We start from the raw sequence: 18,175 nt of genomic DNA, 5'->3' as shown, positions 1-18,175 counted from the left end.
ATGCCTGACCAGACCCAACAATTCGCCAGCGACAACTATTCCGGCATCTGTCCGGAAGCCTGGGCCGCCATGGCCGAGGCCAACCAGGGCCATCAGCGTGCCTACGGCGAGGACCAGTGGACGGCACGCGCCGCCGATCAGTTCCGTCAGCTGTTCGAGACCGATTGCGAAGTGTTCTTCGCCTTCAACGGCACGGCGGCCAACTCCCTGGCGCTGTCCAGCCTGTGCCAGAGCTACCACAGCGTGATCTGCTCGGAGACCGCCCACGTCGAGACCGACGAGTGCGGTGCGCCGGAGTTCTTTTCCAATGGTTCCAAGCTACTCACCGCGCGTACCGAACAGGGCAAGCTGACGCCCGATTCGATCCGCGAAGTGGCGCTCAAGCGCCAGGACATTCACTACCCGAAACCGCGGGTGGTGACCCTGACCCAGGCCACCGAGGTCGGCACCGTCTACAGCCCGGATGAAGTGCGGGCGATCAGCCAGGTGTGCAAGGAACTCGGCCTCAACCTGCACATGGACGGCGCGCGCTTCTCCAACGCCTGTGCCTTCCTCGGTTGCAGTCCGGCCGAGCTGACCTGGCAGGCCGGCGTCGACGTGCTGTGCTTCGGCGGCACCAAGAACGGCATGGCGGTCGGCGAGGCCATCCTGTTCTTCAACAAGGCCCTGGCCGAAGACTTCGATTACCGCTGCAAGCAGGCTGGCCAGCTGGCCTCGAAGATGCGCTACCTATCCGCCCCCTGGGTTGGCCTGCTGCAGGACGACGCCTGGTTGCGCTACGCCCACCACGCCAACTGCTGCGCACGCCTGCTGGCCGAGCTGGTGGCGGATGTGCCGGGCGTCAGCCTGATGTTCCCGGTGCAGGCCAACGGCGTATTCCTGCAGCTCAGCGAGCCGGCCATCGAGCGCCTGCGCGCATGGGGCTGGCGCTTCTACACCTTCATCGGTGCCGGTGGCGCGCGCTTTATGTGCAGCTGGGATACCGAGGAGGCGCGGGTGCGCGAGTTGGCGGCGGATATTCGCCGGGCCATGGCCTGAGCATCGCGGCTTACTGCTGCTCGTCTGGCTGGGTTGGCTGCGCGGTTTCTGCTGCCGGGTCTTCCTGCGTTTCCTCGCAGATGCCATTGGCGCCCTGCTTGCCGGTGTAGGACACCGTTGGCGTGCCACTGGCAGTGAGGCTGACGGAGACGGTCATGCCTTCGCCCTTGGCCTCGAAGTACTGCTCGCTGAACTTGTGCAGGGTGGCCTGCTGGTCGTTGATATACACCGGGCCACCGGCCTCGGCGCGCACGCTGATATCGGTCGGGCAGGTGACGTTGAAGGCGGGCAGGTTGGCGGCATTGGCCACCGTGCTGGTGACGAGTAGGGCGGCGAGCAACAGGCTTTTCATCGGATGGCTCCTAGAGTCGGCAGAGGACGCCAGAGCCATGGCCGGCCGGCGGCGTTCCTGATTGTTCACCTAAGCAGCCGCTATCGGGCTTGTCCAACGACTGCCGAGCTTGCCGATAAGCTGCAGGTCGAAATGCAGAACCGGCCCTGAGGCCGGTTCTATTTCAACTGTTGAGTCGCGGCTCAGTTACCCGTCTTGATCTTGCTCCAGGTGCGAGTGCGCACGCGCTCGATCTTCTGCGGCAGCGGTTGCAGCACGTAGAGGGTCTTCTGCGCTTCGGCGGTCGGGGTCAGGTTGGGGTTGTCGCGAATTTCGGCACCGACCAGTGGCGTGGCGGCCAGGTTGGGGTTGGGGTAGCCGAGGAAGTCGCTGATCGGCGCCACCACTTTCGGGTCGAGCAGGTTGTTGAGGAATTCATGCGCCTCGGCGACGTTCTTCGCGCTGTTCGGGATGGCGAAGGAGTCGTACCACAGCGGCGCGCCTTCCTTGGGCAGGCGCCAGTCGACCACCACGCCGTTGCCGGCTTCCTTGGCGCGGTTGGCGAACTGGTAGAAGCTGCCCGAGTAGCCGATGGCCACGCAGATGTCGCCGTTGGCGATGTCGGTCATGTACTTGGCCGAGTGGAAGTAGGCGACATAGGGACGGATCTTCAGCATCAGTTCGGCGGCCTTGTCATAGTCGTCGGGCTGCGCGCTGTTCGGGTCCAGGCCCAGGTGGTGCAGGGCGATCGGCAGGATGTCGCCGGGCGAGTCGAGCATGGCCACGCCGCACTGCTTGAGCTTGCTGATGTTCTCTTCCTTGAAGATCAGGTCCCAGCTGTCCACTGGCGCGTTCTCGCCGAGCACGGCCTTGACCTTGGCCGGGTTGAAGCCAATCAGCACGGTGCCGTACATGTAGGGCACTGCGTACTGGTTGCCGGGGTCGTTGGCGCTCATCAGCTTGAGCAGGCCGGGGTCGAGGTTCTGCCAGTTGGGTAGCTTGGCCTTGTCCAGTTTCTGGTAGACGCCGGCCTTGATCTGGGTGTCGAGGAAGGTGTTGCTCGGCACCACCAGGTCATAGCCGGAGTTACCGGCCAGTAGCTTGGCTTCGAGGGCTTCGTTGGACTCGTAGGTATCCCAGGTCAGCTGGATGCCGGTCTTCTGCTGAAACTCCTTGGGCACCGACGGCAGCATGTAGTCGGCCCAGTTGTACACGCGCAGTTCGCGCTGTTCTGCCGCCTGCACCGCGCCGGTCAGCAGAGCGCTGCCGCAGAGGGTGGCACCGATCAGTTGCTGGAGTTTGTTCATCTTGTTCTCCTCATTGATGGCGCCTCAGGCGCCCTGGAAACCTTCGAGTACGTTGACCGCGTTGATACCGATTTCTGCCACCGCATAACCCCCTTCCATGACGAACAAGGTTGGTTTGCCGAGCGCGGCGATGCGTTGGCCCATGCGCAGGTAATCCGGGCTGTCGAGCTTGAAGCTGGAGATCGGATCGTCCTTGTAGGTGTCGACGCCGAGCGACACCAACACCACGTCGGGCGCGTAGTCGGCGATGCGTTGGCAGGCGCTATCCAGGGCCGCGCCCCAGACATCCCAGGCGCTGCCGGCTGCCAGTGGCAGGTTGAGGTTGTAGCCTTCGCCGGCACCCGCGCCGGTCTCGTCGGCATAGCCGAGAAAGTGCGGGTACTCGAAGCTCGGGCTGCCGTGGATATTGGCGACGAACACGTCGGCGCGCTCATAGAAGATCGACTGGGTGCCGTTGCCGTGGTGGTAGTCGACATCGAGGATAGCCACCCGCGCAGCGCCCTGGTCGAGAAAGGCCTGGGCGGCGATGGCCACGTTGTTCAGGTAGCAGTAACCGCCCATCACATCGCTGCTGGCGTGGTGGCCCGGCGGACGGCACAGGGCAAAGGCACTGCGCGCGCCGGTGGCGACTTCGCGCTGGGCAGTGAGGGCGACCTGGGCCGAGGTGTAGACGGCCTGCCAGGTGCCGGCGGTGATTGGCGCGAAGCAGTCGAAGCTGTGGAACCCATACTGGCCGTAGAGATCGTCCGGGCGCTTGGCGCGCATATGCCGGGCCGGGAACACGCCGGGCAGGAAGTCGGCGCTGTTGCCCTGGGCGGCCCAGCCGGCCCAGGCCTTTTGCAGGAACTCCAGGTAATCGGCGCTGTGGATGCGCGCGATCGGCGCCAGGCCGAAATCCTGCGGTGCGCGGATTTCGCCGAGCTGCTGCGCCTGCACGCGGGCCAGCACATGGTCGGCGCGCGCCGGCATCTCGAAGCAGGGCTGGAATTCGCCGCCGACCATCTCGCCCTGGGCGTGGTGCAGGCGGTGGTCGTCGCTGTAGATGGTCAGCATCTTGTGATTCTCCTCGTGCTTGCTGGGCGCATTGTTGGCGCCGTGGCCGAGCCGGGAGAACGATAACCCCGGCCAACAAAGGGATAATTCCGGCCATTGTGGCGGTGAGCGTGGCCACCACGGGTTGGCCACGGCCAGCCCGGCACTGTGATTGCGCGTGGCCGGCGGGCGTCTATTTCGGCACCCGTACAGGCAAGAGGTCGAGCATGCAGGCGTTGTTGAACGAGATTCTGGATCAGGTACGACCGCTGCTCGGCCAGGGCCAGGTCGCCGACTACATTCCGGCGCTGGCCGAGGTGCCGGCCAACCAGCTGGGCATCGCCGTGTATGGCGTCGATGGCAGCCTGCACACCGCCGGTGACGCCACCACGGCGTTCTCCATCCAGAGCATTTCCAAGGTGTTCAGCCTGGTCCAGGCGATCCAGCATTCCGGTGAGGACATCTGGCAGCGCCTCGGCCACGAGCCCTCCGGCCAGCCGTTCAATTCCCTGGTACAGCTGGAGTTCGAGCGCGGCCGGCCGCGCAACCCGTTCATCAATGCCGGCGCTTTGGTGATCTGCGATATCAACCAGTCGCGCTTCGCCGCCCCGGCACTGTCGATGCGCGACTTCGCCCGCCGCCTGTCCGGCAATGCCCATGTGGTGGCGGACATGAAGGTGGCCGAGTCGGAGTACCAGCACCGCGCGCGCAACGCCGCGGCGGCCTACCTGATGCAGGCCTTCGGCAATTTCCACAACGATGTCGAGACGGTGCTGCGCAGCTATTTCCACCACTGCGCGCTGGCGATGAACTGTGTCGACCTGGCGCGCGCCTGCGGTTTCCTGGCCAACCAGGGGTTGTGCACACACAGCGGCGAACAACTGCTGACGCCGCGGCAGACCCAGCAGGTCAACGCGATCATGGCCACCAGCGGCTTGTACGACGAGGCCGGCAACTTCGCCTACCGCGTCGGCCTGCCGGGCAAGAGCGGGGTTGGTGGCGGCATCGTCGCGGTGGTGCCGGGGCGCTTCAGCGTGTGTGTGTGGTCGCCGGAACTGAACCCGGCCGGCAACTCGCTGGCTGGCATGGCGGCGCTGGAGCTGCTTAGCGAGCGGATCGGCGGGTCGGTGTTTTCACCGCTGAATCGCTGAGTGCCGCCCCTCTCCCGTAAACGGGAGAGGGGACGGTTCGCAGTGGGTCTGACGCCTTGTGCTTACTCGGCCAGCTCGCCGCACAAGTCGAGGGCGAACAGGCGCTCCACCTCGGCCTGGGGCAGACCGGCACCGAGCAGGCTGAACAACTTGCCCAGCGCCGCCTCGCGGCTCATGCCGCCGCCGCTGACCAGGCCGGTCTGCGCCAGGGCGCTGCCGGCGGCATATACGCCGAATTCGACATGGCCCTGGGCGCACTGGCTGATCGCTGCCAGCACCACGCCGCGGGCATGCGCTTCGCGCAGCGCGGCGAGAATCTCGGGATTGTCCGACGGCCCGGTGCCGCTGCCATAGCATTCCAGCAGCAGCGCCTCGGCGCCGCTGGCCAGCAGCGCACGCATTTGCGTGGCGCTCAGGCCGGGGAACAGCGGTTGCACGGCCAGCGCCACCGGGCGGCGCGGCTGGCGGTAGTGCAGGGCGCTCGGCAGTGCGTCGACGGCCTGGCCGTGGCGCGGCCGGCGGGTGTCCTGGAAGGCGTCGAAGGCCTCGCTCTTCAGCTTGCTGGCGCGCGCGCCGTGCAGCAGCTGGCCGTTGAAATACAGGTGCACGCCAGGCGCTACACCGTCGGCGAGCAGGGCCAGGGCGCCGAACAGGTTCGGCCAGGCATCGCTGCCGGGCGCGCCGGCCGGTTGCATCGAGCCGGTCAGCAGCACCGGCACATCCATGCCGAGCAGTAGAAAGCTCAGCGCCGCCGCGCTGTAAGCCAGGGTGTCGGTGCCGTGCAGCAGCAGCACGGCATCACAGCCGTCCTCGTCCACCGCGCGGACGATGGCGTCGCGCATGGCCAGCCAGTTGGCCTGGGTCATGTTGGCGCTGTCCAGCGGCGGCAGCAGCTCGGCGAACTGCCAGGCCGGTGCCGGGCGTTCGGGGTGGGCGGCCTGTTCGGCGCGCAAGCGTGCTTCGAAGCCCGAGGCCGGGGCCAGCCCGGCGGCGCTCATCTGCATGCCGATGGTGCCGCCGGTATACAGCACCAGCAGCTTTTGGGTCGGATTCATGGGGTCAACCAAACAAGTGACGGTATTGGATAAAGCCGGAGCGGCTGGCGATCCGGTCGTAGAGCAGGCGCGCCTGGGCGTTGTCTTCCTGGGTCAGCCAGTGCACGCGGCTGGCGCCGGCAGCCTGGGCGGCGGCATACACATGCTCGATCAGCGCGCGGCCATGACCACCGCCGCGCACGCCTTCGGCGACGAACAGGTCCTGCAGGTAGCAGTAGTCACCGACCGTCCAGCAGGAGCGGTGGAAGATCCAGTGCACCAGGCCGATGGCTACGTCGTCCTGCCAGGCCAGCGCGGCGTGCATCGGCTCGCTCGGGTCGAGGAAGCGCTGCCAGGTCACGGCGCTGACCTCGGCTGGAATCTCGGCCTGGTAGAAGCGCTGGTAACCCTGCCACAGCGGCAGCCAGGCGGCGTGATCGGCGGCGGTGACGGGGCGGATTTGCAGAGACATCGGCGGCTCCTTGCGCGGGGTTTCGCCCGAGTGTAACGGCGAAACGGCGGCGATTGGGCAAGAAAAAGGGGGCCTAAGCCCCCTCATCCTTGAGTGCGCAGACTCAGCGCTGGTGCGCGGTGTGAGCCAGCTCGGCGCGGGCGTCGGCGCTTTCGCTCTTGGCCTTGCTCGGCCAGGCGGCCGGGTCCAGGTCGAGGTCGGCATAGGCCTTCGGATCCAGTACCGGCGACTGCACGCCAGCCTTGCGCTGGTTGTCGTAGTCGCGCATCAGGCGCAGGCCGGTCTTGAACAGCAGGGTCACGGCGGCCAGGTTGACCAGTGCCAGCAGGCCCATGGTCACGTCAGCGAAGCCGAACACGGTCGACAGGTCCTGCATCGAGCCCCACATCACCAGGGCGATGACCAGCACGCGATAGACCTGCAGCAGGGCACGCTTGCTGCTGAAGAAGCCCAGGGCGTTCTCACCCAGGTAGTAGTTGTACACCAGGGTGGTGAAGACGAAGAGCAGCAGGGCGGTGCTGACGAAGATGCGGCCCCACTCGCCGACTTCGGCGGCCAGCGCGTTCTGGGTCAGCACGACACCGGCCATCTCGCTGCCCGGCTGGTAGACGCCGGAGAGCAGGATGATCAGCGCGGTGCTGGTGCACACCAGGATGGTGTCGATGAACACGCTGAGCGACTGCACGATGCCCTGGGCGGCCGGGTGCTTGACCTCGGCCACGGCGGCGACGTTCGGCGCACTGCCCAGACCCGCTTCGTTGGAGAACAGGCCGCGCTTCACGCCCATCAGGATGGCCGCGCCGATACCACCGGCGAAGGCCGGCTCCAGGCCGAAGGCGCTCTTGACGATCAGGGTCAGTACCGCCGGTACTTCGCTGACGTTCATGCCGATCACCACCAGCGCCATGCCGATGTAGGAGAACGCCATGATCGGTACCAGCACGTCAGCCATGCTGGCGATGCGCTTGATGCCGCCGAAGATGATCAGGCCGATCACCCCGACCAGTGCCAGGCCGCTGGCCCAGGTGGGCACGCCGAAGGTGTCGTGCAGCGAGGTGGCCACGGTGTAGGACTGTACGGCGTTGAAGCCGAAGCCGAAGGTCACCAGCAGCAGGATCGAGAAGATCACTGCCAGCCAGCGCTGACCCAGGCCATGCAGGATGTAGAAGGCCGGGCCGCCACGGTAGGTGCCGTCGGCCTCGCGGCGCTTGTACAGCTGCGCCAGGGAGCATTCGAAATAGCTGGTGGCCATGCCGACCAGCGCCACCAGCCACATCCAGAACACGGCGCCTGGGCCGCCGAGCATGATCGCCACCGCCACACCGGCGATGTTGCCGGCACCGACGCGGCCGGCTACGGAGAGCATCAGCGCCTGGAACGAGCTGAGCTGGCCCGGCTGGCGCTGGAAGGCTTCGGCGAAGATGCTGAACATGTCGCTGAAGTAACGGAATTGGACGAAACGCGAGGCGATGGTGAAGTACAGGCCGAGACCGACCAGGGCGACGATGAGGACCTTGCTCCAGAGCAGGTCGTTAAGAAGATCGAGCATGATGAGGTTGTCTCTCTTGTTGTTCTGGATGGGCGAGGCCGCGCCACCGTGCGGCCCCGGCATGGTTGGCCAAGGGCGGCGCCGAGGCAATTTCGCGGGTCGCGGCGAATTGACGCGAGTTGATGCTAGAATCGCGTCACTCGCATCACCCGCAATCTCATCATCAGGAGGGGCGCCATGGCGGAACATCTCGGCGACAACCTCAAGCTGCTGTGCAGCCACTACCGCTCGATTGCCGAGGTTTGCCGCAAGCTGGCGATCAATCGCGCCCAGTTCAACAAATACCTCAACGGCCAGAGCCGCCCGACGCCCTACAATCTCAAGCGCATCTGCGACTTCTTCGGGGTCGAGGAATACGAGCTGGGCCAGCCGCCGGAGCAGTTCGCCCGCCTGATCGGTGCCCGTGGCACCACGCCAGGCAAGGCCAGCGAAGGCGATCCGTTGCTGGAGTTGCTGCAGCCGCTGCGCGACAACGCCGGCAACCTCAGTCGCTACTGCGGCTACTACTTCGAATACTCCAACTGCATGTCGGTACCGGGCTTCATCCTGCTGTCGCTGGTGCACCTGCGCGAGGAGCGCGGCACCTTCCTGTTCGAGCGTCAGGAACGCCAGGAGCGCACGCGGGCCGGCGAGGCCGAGGACTGGGTGCGCTGCCGTTACCTGGGCGCGGCCTTCGCCCTGCAGGACCGGCTGTTCCTGCTGGACTACGAGTCACTGACCGTCAACGAGATGAGCCAGACCATCCTCATTCCCAGCTTCAAGAGTCGCATCACCCGCCTCAACGGTTTGAAGACCGGCGTCTCCAGCGCCGACGGGCGCAACCCGGCCTGCACCCGGGTGGTCTGGGAGTTTATGGGGGCGGAGATCAACCGGGTCAACGCCTACCGGCAGATCGGTCTGTACCGCCCGGACGACCCGCGCATCGATGCCGACATCCGCCAGCGGCTGACGGTGGAACCGCTGAAAAACGGCCTGTTCGAGATCGAGTAGGCTCGGCGAATCTATTGCAGCGGCCGAGGTCGAACGGCGACCCAAGCCCGCCATGATCATCACGGAGCGATACCACTTGCACCACCTTCTCGCAGCCAGGACGCCGCGGGCGATCCTGCGGCTCAGCGCTACTTTGTTGGTCGGCCTGGCCCTGGCCGGTTGCAGCAGTCTCTCGGGCAAGGGCTACCTGTTCACCGAGAACAGCCAGCCGCTGCAGCTGACGGATGAGGTGGTGCTCAAGCAGGGGCACATGCGTCTGCAGTTTGCCCCGGACCCCTGGTTGATCGGTCGGCTCAAGCTGCATGACGCTACGTCCGGCTTCAGTGCCTGGGTAACGGCCGGGGACTATGCCGGCAACTCCTTCTTCATCGACAGCGTGGACAGTGGCCTGGCCTACGACATCCAGGCCCGCTGGCGCGAAGTGCAGGCGGAAACCAGTGAGCACACTGGTCATGAGAGTTGTAGCGCTGCCGGTTTCTGCAGCAAGAGCGTGCAGCGTCTGGATTGTGGCCGCAGGAGTTATCGGCAAGGTACGGAGCGTTACGAGGAGCACGAGGACGACGCCAACTGCGAGGAGGAGTCCGCCGTCGTGCGCGATCACTTCCCCGACTGCCCTGGCTTTCGCCAGTCGCGCAAGCGCTACCAGGTGTTCAAGCTGATGGTCACCCTCGATTTCCTCGAACCCTACGCGCAGAAGGAGCCGGTCGCGGTATTCGACGGTGAATCGCAGTATCGCGAGCGCCTGCTGGAAACTCTTGAAGAGGGTGAGTGCTTGGTGCAGTGAGTTGGCTAGGTGCGCGCGGCATCGCGCGTAGCCCGGATGCAATCCGGGACTTGGAGCCGCCTGCTTCCCCCGGATTGCATCCGGGCTACGTCATCTGGACGCAGTACTTTTCCGCGGACAAAAAAAGGGATGGCCGGAGCCATCCCTGAGGGCAAGAGGCGAGGGAGCCTCTCGGTCGATGTTTGCAGCGAATACTCAGGCTTTCAGCGGCACCAGGCGCGGGGCGATCATGTTCTCGGGGCGCAGGATGTCGGCCAGGGTGGCGTCGTCCAGCAACTTCTCCTCGCGCACCAGTTCCAGCACGCCGCGCCCGCTTTCCAGAGCGACTTTGGCGATGCGCGTGGCGTTCTCGTAGCCGATGTAGGGGTTCAGCGCGGTGACCAGGCCAATGGAGTTTTCCATCAGCTGGCGGCAATGCGCTTCGTTGGCGGTGATGCCGTCGATGCACAGCTCACGCAGCATATCCATGGAGCGGGTCAGCAGGCGGATCGAGTCGAGGATCTTGTAGGCGATCAGCGGCTCCATCACGTTCAGCTGCAGTTGGCCACCTTCGGCGGCGATGGTCAGGGCCAGGTCGTTGCCGATCACTTCGAAGGCCACCTGGTTGACCGCTTCCGGAATCACCGGATTGACCTTGCCCGGCATGATCGAGCTGCCCGGCTGGCGCGCCGGCAGGTTGATTTCATTGATGCCGGTACGCGGGCCGCTGGAGAGCAGGCGCAGGTCGTTGCAGATCTTCGACAGCTTGACCGCGGTGCGCTTGAGCATGCCGGAGAACAGCACGAAGGCACCCATGTCCGAGGTGGCTTCGATCAGGTCGGCGGCCGGCTTGACCGGGTGGCCACTGATGATCGCCAGGCGCTCGACGGCCAGGTGCTGGTAGGCCGGGTCGGCGTTGATCCCGGTGCCGATCGCGGTGCCGCCCAGGTTGACCTCGGTGAGCAATGCTGGGGCAAGCATCTTCAGGTGTTGCAGGTCTTCGCCGAGGGTCACGGCGAAGGCGCGGAATTCCTGGCCGAGGGTCATCGGCACAGCGTCCTGCAGCTGGGTGCGGCCCATCTTGAGGATGTGGCCGAACTCCAGGCCCTTGGCGGCGAACGACTGGATCAGCTTGTCCAGCGCGGTGAGCAGGTAGTCATGGCCGAGCAGCAGGCCGACGCGGATGGCGGTGGGGTAGGCGTCGTTGGTCGACTGCGCCATGTTCACGTCGTTGTTCGGGTGCAGGTACTGGTACTCGCCCTTCTCGTGGCCCATGGCTTCCAGGGCGATGTTGGCGATCACCTCGTTGGCGTTCATGTTGGTCGAGGTGCCGGCGCCGCCCTGGATCATGTCGACCACGAACTGCTCGTGGAACTCGCCCTGGATGATGCGCGCACAGGCGGTGCTGATGGCGGTGTGCTTGGCGGCGGACAGGTGGCCCAGCTCGCGGTTGGCGTCGGCGGCGGCCTGCTTGACCATGGCCAGGGCGACTACCAGTTTCGGGTAATGCGACAGCGGTACACCGGAAAGACGAAAATTCTGCACAGCACGCAGGGTCTGGATGCCGTAATAGGCATCGGCGGGGACTTCCAGTTTGCCGAGCAGGTCTTTTTCGACGCGGGTGGATGCAGCAGCGGACATGATGAGATTTATCTCTGGTAGATACGGCGATTGCCGCGATGCCCAATAGACTAGGCCTGAGTCCGTTTGTCGGCTAATGCTGTTAAACGCTATGGTATGCACAATCGGCATAATGTCGCGGTGACCTAGGGTGAATGTCGCGCGTGCATAATTTCAAACGACTGCCTGGGGTGAAAATGCGTAGCCCGGATGTGATCGTTCTCACGCTCCGCGTGGGAATGCAGCCTCAGGCGCTCCGCGCCGGAGTGACGCGGAGCGTCACGGGCGTGCAGCTCCCACGCAGAGCGTGGGAGCTATCGAAACATTTCCCGGATTGCATCCGGGCTACGGAGATTCGATGAACCTGGAAACCAAGTGGCTGGAGGACTTCGTCACCCTGGCCGCCACCCGCAGTTTTTCCCAGGCCGCGGAAAAGCGCTTCGTCACCCAGCCAGCCTTCAGTAGGCGCATCCGCAGCCTGGAGGCGGCGTTGGGGCTGACCCTGGTCAACCGCTCGCGCACGCCGGTGGAACTGACCGAATCCGGCCAGCTGTTCCTGGTCACCGCGCGCAGCATGGTCGAACAACTGGGCGAGGTGGTGCGCCACCTGCACAACGTCGAAGGCCAGCAGGGCGAAGTGCTACAGATCGCCGCCGCGCACTCGCTGACCCTGGGCTTCTTCCCGGAGTGGATCGCCCGCCTGCGCCGCGAGGGCTTGCCGCTGAACACGCGGCTGGTGGCCAGCAACGTCGGCGAGGCGATCCACGCCCTGCGCGAGGGCGCCTGCGACCTGATCCTTGCCTACTACGACCCGGATGCGGCGCTGCAGCTGGCGCCGGAAATTTTCCCCTCGCTGCACCTGGGCGCCACCTCGATGCTGCCGGTATGCGCGGTGGACGAAGCCGGCGTGCCGCTGTTCGACCTCGACAGCGGGCAGAGTGTGCCGCTGCTGGCCTACAGCGCCGGCGCCTTCCTTGGTCGCTCGGTTAACCTGTTGCTGCGCCAGCGTGCCCTGCGCTCCAGTACGGTGTACGAAACGGCGATGGCCGACAGCCTGAAGAGCATGGCCATGCAGGGCCTGGGCGTGGCCTGGGTGCCACGCCTGTCGGTGACCGCCGAACTGGCGCGCGGCGAGCTGGCCATTTGCGGCGGCGAACACTGGCAGGTGCCGCTGGAGATCCGCCTGTACCGCTGCGAGCTGTCGCGCAAGGCGGCGGTGCGTTTACTCTGGCGCAAACTCAAGGAAGGCGTGGGTGTCGGCGTGGATGGCTGACGCAGCCTACGCTCGCCGCGACAGCCTACCCAGCTCCGCTCTGGGGCTTGTCGTGGCGTAGCCCGGATGCAATCCGGGGGCTCTGCACAACGCGTCCCGGTTGCTTGCGATAGCGCTGCACTGGGTCGAGCTATTGCAGCCCGTACTTTTTCACCTTGTCGAACAGCGTGGTCTTGGCCATGCCCAGGGCCTGGGCGGCCTGGCTGAGGTTGCCGGCGTGGCGTTCCAGGGTGGTGCCGAGCAGGTTGCGCTCGAACACTTCCACCGCCTCGGCGAAGCTCGGTTCGTGGCCGTCCGGTGCCGCGCCGCTGCCTTTGAACACCGGCAGACCTAGGGCGAAGCGCTCGGCGACGTTGCGCAGCTCGCGCACGTTGCCTGGCCAGTCGTGGGCCAGCAGAGCGGCGCTGGTGCTGCGGTCGAGCACCGGCGAGGCACGGTCGAAGCGCAGGGCGGCGAGCTGCAGGAAGTGCTCGAACAGCAGCAGGATGTCCTCGCGCCTGTCGCGCAGCGGCGGCAGCTCCAGGGTCACCACGTTGAGCCGGTAGTAGAGGTCGCTGCGGAACTCGCCGCGCTTGCCCAGCTCGTTCAGGTCGGCCTTGGTCGCGGCGATCACTCGGCAATCCACGGCAATTGGCTGGTTCGAGCCGAGGCGCTCCAGGCTGTGCTCCTGCAGCACGCGCAGCAGCTTGATCTGCAGGGCCAGCGGCATGCTCTCGATCTCGTCGAGGAACAGGCTGCCGCCGTCGGCATGTTCGATCTTGCCGATCCGCCGTTTGCTGGCGCCGGTGAAGGCATGCGCCTCGTGGCCGAAGATCTCGCTCTCGAACAGACTCTCCGGCAGGCCGCCGCAGTTGAGGGCGACGAACTGCTTGCTATGGCGCCGGCTGAAGTCGTGCAGGCAACGCGCCACCAGCTCCTTGCCGGTGCCGGTCTCGCCTTCGATGATCACGTTGGCGCCGGTGTCGGCGACATTGGCGATCAGCTCGCGCAGTTGCTGGATGGCCGGCGAGCGGCCGATCAGGCGCTGCTCCAGGGCCTGGCGCCCGGTCAGCTGGCGGCGCAGGGCGCTGACCTCACGGGCCAGGCTGCGTTGCTCCAACGCGCGGCGTACCACCTCGACCAGGCGCTCGGGCGAGAAGGGTTTCTCGATGAAGTCGTAGGCGCCGTCGCGCATGGCGCCGACCGCCATGCCGATGTCGCCGTGGCCGGTGATCAGCACCACCGGCAGGCTCGGGTCGCGCTGCTTGAGCTCGCCGAGCAGGGTCAGGCCGTCTTTGCCGGGCAGGCGGATATCGCTGACCACGATGCCGGGGAAATCCGCGCCGACCCGTGCCAGCGCTTCCTCGGCGCTGCCCACGCCGATGCTGGCGATATCCTCCAGCTGCAGGGCCTGCTGGCAGCCGAGCAGCACGTGGGGGTCGTCTTCGACGATCAGGACGCTCAGCGTTTCAGTCATGGCGGTGATTTCCCTCGCGCAGGGTCGGCAGGCTGAGGATAAAGGCGCTGCCGCCTTCCTCCGGGTGGCGCACAGCCAGGCTGCCGCCGGCGGCCGCGGCCAGGCTGGCGGACAGGGTCAGGCCGAGGCCTAGGCCCTTCTCGCCGGGTTTGGTGGTGAAGAACGGCTCGAACAGGTGGGCGCGCACGTCCGGGGCGATGCCGGCGCCGCTGTCGCGTACCTCCAGCTGGTAGCTGTCGCCCTCGACCGCGCCGCTCAGCCACAGTTCGCGGCGTGGCTGCTCGCGCAGGGCGTCGAGGGCGTTGCTGATCAGGTTGACCAGGATCTGCTCCAGGCGGGTCTGGTCGATGGCCAGGCGCGCCTCGGCGAACTGCCGCTGCAAGCTCGGCCGCTCCTGCTCGATGCGGCTGTGCAGGAGGAACAGCGCGGCGTCCACCGCCTGCTCCAGGCTGGCCTGGCCGCGGTCGTCGGAGCGCCGGGCGAAGGCGCGCAGGCTGGCGGTGATGCGGCCCATGCGGTCGACCAGCTCGCCGATCGCCTGCAGGTTGCTGCCGGCGGTATCTAGCGCGCCACGTTCGAGAAAGCGCGCGGCATTCGCCGACAGGGTGCGCAGCGCCGCCAGCGGCTGGTTCAATTCGTGGGCGATGCTGGTCGACATCTGTCCGATCACCGCCAGCTTGCCGGCCTGCACCAGACCGTCCTGGGCCTGGCGCAGGGTGGCCTCGGTCTGCTGGCGCTCGCGTACTTCGTCCTGCAGGCGGGTGTTGCTGGCCTGCAGGTCGGCGGTGCGTTCGGCGATCTTGCGTTCCAGCTCGCTGTTGGCCCGCTCCAGCGCCTCGCGCGCGGCCAGGCGGGTGGCAATCACCTTGCGCCGCTGGTTCAGCGCCAGGGCCAGGAGCAACAACAGGGCGCAGGCCACGGCGGCGAGCATGGCGTGGCTGCTGGCGGCGCGGCGCTGTTCGGCCAGCGGGGTGAGCAGGGTCAGGTGCCAGGGGCTGTCGGCCAGCGGCCGGCTCTGCCGCAGGTAGTCGCGCGGCTGACCGTCGGCGGCCAGCAGGCGCACTTCCTCGAGGCCATGACCGAGCTCGCGGCGCGCCAGCGGCTGCAGTTCCTCCAGGGCTGCCCAGTGGTACTGCAGGCTGCGCGCCAGGCGCTCGCGGGTGGCGTCGTCCAGGGGATGCACGGCCTTGAGCCGGCGCGCCGGGTCGCTGGCGAGGATGATGATGCCGTTCTCGTCGCTGACATAGGCCTCCACGCGCGCGTCGGCCCAGCGCTTCTCCAGGGCATCCAGGCGCACTTTGACCACTGCTACGCCGATCACTCGACCGTTGCCGCGCAGGCCGTGGGCCAGGTAGTAGCCGGGTTCGCCGGTGGTGCTGCCGATGCCGTAGAAGCGCCCCGGGCGGCCGCGCACGGCGTCCTGGAAATAGGCGCGGAAGGACAGGTCTTCGCCCAGGTAACTATCCGCCTGGTTCCAGTTGCTGCTGGCGACTACCCGGCCGTCGAGGTCCAGCACATAGGTGGCCAGGCTGCCGCTGCGGCGGTTGAGGCCTTCCAGGTAATCGTTGAGACGCTGGCGGTGCTGGCTGGCAGGGGTCAGCAGCAGGCGGCTGACGGCGCTTTCCAGCTCCAGCAGGCTGGGCAGGTAGGTGTAGCGGTTGATCTCACTCTCTACCGCGCGGGCGTTGAGCTCGAGCTGGCGTTCGCCGTTACCGGTCAGGGTCTGGATGCCGCTGGCTTCGCTGAGGCGATAGCCGGCGTAGCCGCAGGTGCCGATCAGCAGGAGCGCCAGCAGGGTCAGCAGCAGTTGGCGGAACAGGCGTGGTTTGACCATGAGGGCGGGCGGCAGGGCGCGGACGCTGGGGGAGAGACATTGCATCACAGTCGTCCGGGGCTGGCCAGTTGGCGCCCAGGGCCGGAACCCCGGGCGCCCGCCCTTAATGTTGCAGGATCTTGTTGAGGAACTGCTGGGCCCGCTCGGAGCGGGCGTTGATGTCGCCGAAGAACTCATCCTTGGCGCAGTCTTCGACGATCTGCCCGCGGTCCATGAAGATCACCCGGTCGGCGACCTTGCGTGCGAAGCCCATCTCGTGGGTCACGCACATCATGGTCATGCCTTCGTTGGCCAGCTGCACCATGACGTCGAGCACCTCGTTGACCATCTCCGGGTCGAGGGCCGAGGTCGGTTCGTCGAACAGCATCACCACCGGGTCCATGGCCAGCGCACGGGCGATCGCCACGCGCTGCTGCTGGCCACCGGAGAGCTGGCCGGGGTGCTTGTGCGCGTGGGCGGCGAGGCCGACGCGGTCGAGCAGCTTGAGGCCCTTCGCGGTGGCTTCTTCCTTGCTGCGACCGAGCACTTTGATCTGGGCGATGGTCAGGTTCTCGACGATGGTCAGGTGCGGGAACAGCTCGAAGTGCTGGAACACCATGCCGACCCGCGAGCGCAGCTTGGGCAGGTTGGTGCCCTTGGCGGCGATGGAGGTGCCGTCGACCACGATGTCGCCCTTCTGGAAGGCTTCCAGGGCGTTGACGCACTTGATCAGGGTCGACTTGCCCGAGCCGGACGGCCCGCAGACCACGACCACTTCGCCCTTCGTCACCTCGGTGCTGCAGTCGGTCAGCACCTGGAAGTCCCCGTACCACTTGTTGACGTTCTGGATGGAAATCATACGGCTAACCTTTTCTGCAGGAGCTTGACCAGCTGCGAGGCGGCGAAGCTGAGGATGAAGTACATGAGGCCGGCGAAGATCAGGAATTCGTGCGGCTGGCCGAGGATGTCGCCGCGCGAGCGGGCGGCGTTGAGGAAGTCCATCAGGCCCACGGTGTAGACCAGCGAGGTGTCCTGGAACAGGATGATGCTTTGCTGCAGCAGCAGCGGCGTCATCTTGCGGAAGGCCTGCGGCAGGATGATCAGGCGCATGCTCTGCGCGTAGCTCATGCCCAGCGCCGAGGCCGCACCCATCTGGCCCTTGGGGATGGCCTGGATGCCGGCGCGGACGATCTCGCAGAAGTAGGCCGCCTCGAACATCACGAAGGCCACCAGGCACGAGGTGAAGGCGCCTACCGGGGTGTCTTCGCCGGTGATCCAGCGCAGCAGGAAGGGCACCATGAAGTAGAACCAGGTGATCACCAGCAGCAGCGGGATGGAGCGGAAGTAGTTGACGTAGGTGGCGGCGGCGTTGGCCAGCAGCTTGTTGTGCGACAGCCGCGCGATGGCCAGCAGGGTGCCCAGCAGCACGCCGCCGAGCACGCCCAGCACCATCAGCTGCAGGGTCATCAGCATGCCGTTCCACAGGCCCGGCAAGGCCGGGACGATAGCGCTGAAATCCATTATTTGCCTCCCACGGCGATCAGGCCGGGCACCGCGACCTTCTTCTCGATCAGGCGCATCAGCAGCATCAGGCTCATGTTCAGGGTGAAGTAGATCAGCGTGGCCAGGGTGAAGGCCTCGAACAGGTTGGCGCTGAACTCGGCGGTCTGCTTGGTCTGCGCCAGCAGCTCCATGAGGCCGATCAGCGAGGCCACCGAGGAGTTCTTGAAGATGTTGAGGAACTCGCTGGTCAGCGGCGGAATGATGATGCGGAAGGCCTGCGGCAGCAGCACGTTGGCGTAGATCTGCGGCAGGCCAAAGCCCAGCGCATAGCCGGCGGCCAACTGGCCCTTGGGCAGCGCCTGGATGCCGGTGCGTACCTGCTCGCAGACGCGCGCGGCGGTGAACAGGCCGAGGCACACGACCACGCTGATGAAGGCCGAGGTGGCGGGGTTGAGGTCCTGCTTGAACCACAGCTCCAGCGGCTCGGGCAGCAGGTCCGGCACCAGGAAGTACCAGAGGAACAGCTGCACCAGCAGCGGTACGTTACGAAACAGCTCCACGTAGCAGGTGGCGAAGCCGCTGATCCAGCGGTTCGGCACGGTGCGCAGCACGCCGAGCAGCGAGCCCAGCAGCAGGGCGATCAGCCAGCCGGCGAGGGCGATGGCGACGGTCCAGCCCAGGCCGGTGACGAACCAGTCCAGGTAGATCTCGCTGCCGATGCCGGTGGACTTGAAGAACACGCTCCAGTCCCAGTTGTAATTCATGTGGGTTTCCCCTCGGATGAAGCCAATGCAAGGCCCAGGCGGACCGGTGGCCGTGCACTCGCGTGCCCCCGTCGCGGGT

Annotated in this window: 17 protein-coding genes; 5 read left to right on the top strand and 12 right to left on the bottom strand. The window is 66.2% G+C overall.

The window, feature by feature from the left end; genetic code table 11:
- Positions 1-1,038, top strand: coding sequence for a threonine aldolase family protein (locus H3H45_RS04445; protein ID WP_182832514.1), 1,038 nt, complete (start codon positions 1-3; stop codon positions 1,036-1,038).
- 10 nt (positions 1,039-1,048) lie between these two features.
- On the opposite strand, the gene H3H45_RS04440 is transcribed toward H3H45_RS04445, so the two are convergent.
- The 3 genes from H3H45_RS04440 to H3H45_RS04430 all read right to left on the bottom strand — a co-directional run bounded on the left by H3H45_RS04440 (position 1,049) and on the right by H3H45_RS04430 (position 3,729).
- Positions 1,049-1,390: a hypothetical protein gene (locus H3H45_RS04440; RefSeq protein ID WP_182832513.1), complete on the bottom strand. Its 342-nt coding sequence runs from the start codon at positions 1,388-1,390 to the stop codon at positions 1,049-1,051.
- Positions 1,391-1,572: 182 nt separating this feature from the next.
- Positions 1,573-2,676, bottom strand: coding sequence for a polyamine ABC transporter substrate-binding protein (locus H3H45_RS04435; RefSeq protein WP_182832512.1), 1,104 nt, complete (start codon positions 2,674-2,676; stop codon positions 1,573-1,575).
- 24 nt (positions 2,677-2,700) lie between these two features.
- A complete protein-coding gene (locus H3H45_RS04430; protein WP_182832511.1) occupies positions 2,701-3,729 on the bottom strand; it encodes a histone deacetylase family protein in 1,029 nt (342 codons plus the stop codon).
- A 206-nt stretch (positions 3,730-3,935) separates the two neighbouring features.
- Here H3H45_RS04430 and glsB point away from each other — a divergent pair, with 206 nt between their 5' ends.
- A complete protein-coding gene (glsB, locus tag H3H45_RS04425; RefSeq protein WP_182832510.1) occupies positions 3,936-4,859 on the top strand; it encodes a glutaminase B in 924 nt (307 codons plus the stop codon).
- Between the two features lie 62 nt (positions 4,860-4,921).
- Here the strand turns inward: glsB and H3H45_RS04420 are convergent, their stop codons facing one another.
- From H3H45_RS04420 to H3H45_RS04410, 3 genes are all read right to left on the bottom strand, one after another.
- Positions 4,922-5,914 carry an asparaginase gene (locus H3H45_RS04420; RefSeq protein WP_182832509.1) on the bottom strand — a complete coding sequence of 331 codons (993 nt, stop codon included), beginning with the start codon at positions 5,912-5,914 and terminating at the stop codon, positions 4,922-4,924.
- 4 nt (positions 5,915-5,918) lie between these two features.
- On the bottom strand, positions 5,919-6,365 hold the full coding sequence (locus H3H45_RS04415; RefSeq protein WP_182832508.1) for a GNAT family N-acetyltransferase: 447 nt from the start codon (positions 6,363-6,365) through the stop codon (positions 5,919-5,921).
- 103 nt (positions 6,366-6,468) lie between these two features.
- Positions 6,469-7,914 (bottom strand): alanine/glycine:cation symporter family protein, encoded by a 1,446-nt coding sequence (locus tag H3H45_RS04410; RefSeq protein WP_182832507.1) that lies wholly within the window; start codon positions 7,912-7,914, stop codon positions 6,469-6,471.
- Between the two features lie 177 nt (positions 7,915-8,091).
- On the opposite strand from H3H45_RS04410, the gene H3H45_RS04405 reads away from it, so the two are divergent.
- Both H3H45_RS04405 and H3H45_RS04400 read left to right on the top strand, forming a co-directional pair.
- Complete coding sequence (locus H3H45_RS04405; protein ID WP_182832506.1) at positions 8,092-8,904, top strand: helix-turn-helix domain-containing protein; 813 nt, start codon at positions 8,092-8,094, stop codon at positions 8,902-8,904.
- 76 nt (positions 8,905-8,980) lie between these two features.
- On the top strand, positions 8,981-9,688 hold the full coding sequence (locus tag H3H45_RS04400; protein WP_182832505.1) for a hypothetical protein: 708 nt from the start codon (positions 8,981-8,983) through the stop codon (positions 9,686-9,688).
- Positions 9,689-9,883: 195 nt separating this feature from the next.
- Here H3H45_RS04400 and H3H45_RS04395 read toward each other — a convergent pair whose 3' ends face one another.
- Positions 9,884-11,308, bottom strand: a complete 1,425-nt coding sequence (locus H3H45_RS04395; RefSeq protein WP_182832504.1) for an aspartate ammonia-lyase — start codon at positions 11,306-11,308, stop codon at positions 9,884-9,886.
- Positions 11,309-11,645: 337 nt separating this feature from the next.
- Here H3H45_RS04395 and H3H45_RS04390 point away from each other — a divergent pair, with 337 nt between their 5' ends.
- Positions 11,646-12,560: a LysR substrate-binding domain-containing protein gene (locus H3H45_RS04390; RefSeq protein WP_182832503.1), complete on the top strand. Its 915-nt coding sequence runs from the start codon at positions 11,646-11,648 to the stop codon at positions 12,558-12,560.
- Between the two features lie 130 nt (positions 12,561-12,690).
- Here the strand turns inward: H3H45_RS04390 and aauR are convergent, their stop codons facing one another.
- The 5 genes from aauR to H3H45_RS04365 are packed head-to-tail and all read right to left on the bottom strand — an operon-like array spanning position 12,691 to position 18,096.
- Entirely contained in the window at positions 12,691-14,016 is a 1,326-nt protein-coding gene (aauR, locus tag H3H45_RS04385; protein ID WP_182832502.1) for a two-component response regulator AauR, read from the bottom strand.
- Entirely contained in the window at positions 14,009-15,895 is a 1,887-nt protein-coding gene (locus H3H45_RS04380) for a sensor histidine kinase (RefSeq protein WP_182832501.1), read from the bottom strand. The genes aauR and H3H45_RS04380 overlap by 8 nt, the downstream gene beginning before the upstream one ends.
- Before the next feature lie 58 nt (positions 15,896-15,953).
- Positions 15,954-16,688 carry an amino acid ABC transporter ATP-binding protein gene (locus tag H3H45_RS04375; RefSeq protein WP_182832500.1) on the bottom strand — a complete coding sequence of 245 codons (735 nt, stop codon included), beginning with the start codon at positions 16,686-16,688 and terminating at the stop codon, positions 15,954-15,956.
- Complete coding sequence (locus H3H45_RS04370; RefSeq protein WP_182833127.1) at positions 16,685-17,353, bottom strand: amino acid ABC transporter permease; 669 nt, start codon at positions 17,351-17,353, stop codon at positions 16,685-16,687. Before H3H45_RS04370 ends, H3H45_RS04375 begins: the two co-directional genes overlap by 4 nt.
- Positions 17,350-18,096 (bottom strand): amino acid ABC transporter permease, encoded by a 747-nt coding sequence (locus tag H3H45_RS04365; RefSeq protein ID WP_182832499.1) that lies wholly within the window; start codon positions 18,094-18,096, stop codon positions 17,350-17,352. The genes H3H45_RS04370 and H3H45_RS04365 overlap by 4 nt, the downstream gene beginning before the upstream one ends.
- Positions 18,097-18,175: the final 79 nt, after the last annotated feature.

The sequence above is a fragment of the Aquipseudomonas guryensis genome (assembly GCF_014164785.1).
In the GTDB taxonomy this organism is placed as follows: domain Bacteria; phylum Pseudomonadota; class Gammaproteobacteria; order Pseudomonadales; family Pseudomonadaceae; genus Aquipseudomonas; species Aquipseudomonas guryensis.
Note: the sequence above shows the minus strand (reverse complement) of the source record. Positions and strands in the feature narration are given on the sequence as shown.

What these genes read in the sequence shown, in the direction of transcription:
- H3H45_RS04430 (WP_182832511.1), bottom strand. Translation starts at nt 3,729, where the DNA reads ATGCTGACCATCTACAGCGACGACCACCGCCTGCACCACGCCCAGGGC.
- glsB (WP_182832510.1), top strand. Translation starts at nt 3,936, where the DNA reads ATGCAGGCGTTGTTGAACGAGATTCTGGATCAGGTACGACCGCTGCTC.
- H3H45_RS04390 (WP_182832503.1), top strand. Translation starts at nt 11,646, where the DNA reads ATGAACCTGGAAACCAAGTGGCTGGAGGACTTCGTCACCCTGGCCGCC.
- aauR (WP_182832502.1), bottom strand. Translation starts at nt 14,016, where the DNA reads ATGACTGAAACGCTGAGCGTCCTGATCGTCGAAGACGACCCCCACGTG.
- H3H45_RS04445 (WP_182832514.1), top strand. Translation starts at nt 1, where the DNA reads ATGCCTGACCAGACCCAACAATTCGCCAGCGACAACTATTCCGGCATC.
- H3H45_RS04405 (WP_182832506.1), top strand. Translation starts at nt 8,092, where the DNA reads ATGGCGGAACATCTCGGCGACAACCTCAAGCTGCTGTGCAGCCACTAC.
- H3H45_RS04420 (WP_182832509.1), bottom strand. Translation starts at nt 5,914, where the DNA reads ATGAATCCGACCCAAAAGCTGCTGGTGCTGTATACCGGCGGCACCATC.
- H3H45_RS04365 (WP_182832499.1), bottom strand. Translation starts at nt 18,096, where the DNA reads ATGAATTACAACTGGGACTGGAGCGTGTTCTTCAAGTCCACCGGCATC.
- H3H45_RS04380 (WP_182832501.1), bottom strand. Translation starts at nt 15,895, where the DNA reads ATGCAATGTCTCTCCCCCAGCGTCCGCGCCCTGCCGCCCGCCCTCATG.
- H3H45_RS04415 (WP_182832508.1), bottom strand. Translation starts at nt 6,365, where the DNA reads ATGTCTCTGCAAATCCGCCCCGTCACCGCCGCCGATCACGCCGCCTGG.
- H3H45_RS04440 (WP_182832513.1), bottom strand. Translation starts at nt 1,390, where the DNA reads ATGAAAAGCCTGTTGCTCGCCGCCCTACTCGTCACCAGCACGGTGGCC.
- H3H45_RS04375 (WP_182832500.1), bottom strand. Translation starts at nt 16,688, where the DNA reads ATGATTTCCATCCAGAACGTCAACAAGTGGTACGGGGACTTCCAGGTG.
- H3H45_RS04395 (WP_182832504.1), bottom strand. Translation starts at nt 11,308, where the DNA reads ATGTCCGCTGCTGCATCCACCCGCGTCGAAAAAGACCTGCTCGGCAAA.
- H3H45_RS04410 (WP_182832507.1), bottom strand. Translation starts at nt 7,914, where the DNA reads ATGCTCGATCTTCTTAACGACCTGCTCTGGAGCAAGGTCCTCATCGTC.
- H3H45_RS04435 (WP_182832512.1), bottom strand. Translation starts at nt 2,676, where the DNA reads ATGAACAAACTCCAGCAACTGATCGGTGCCACCCTCTGCGGCAGCGCT.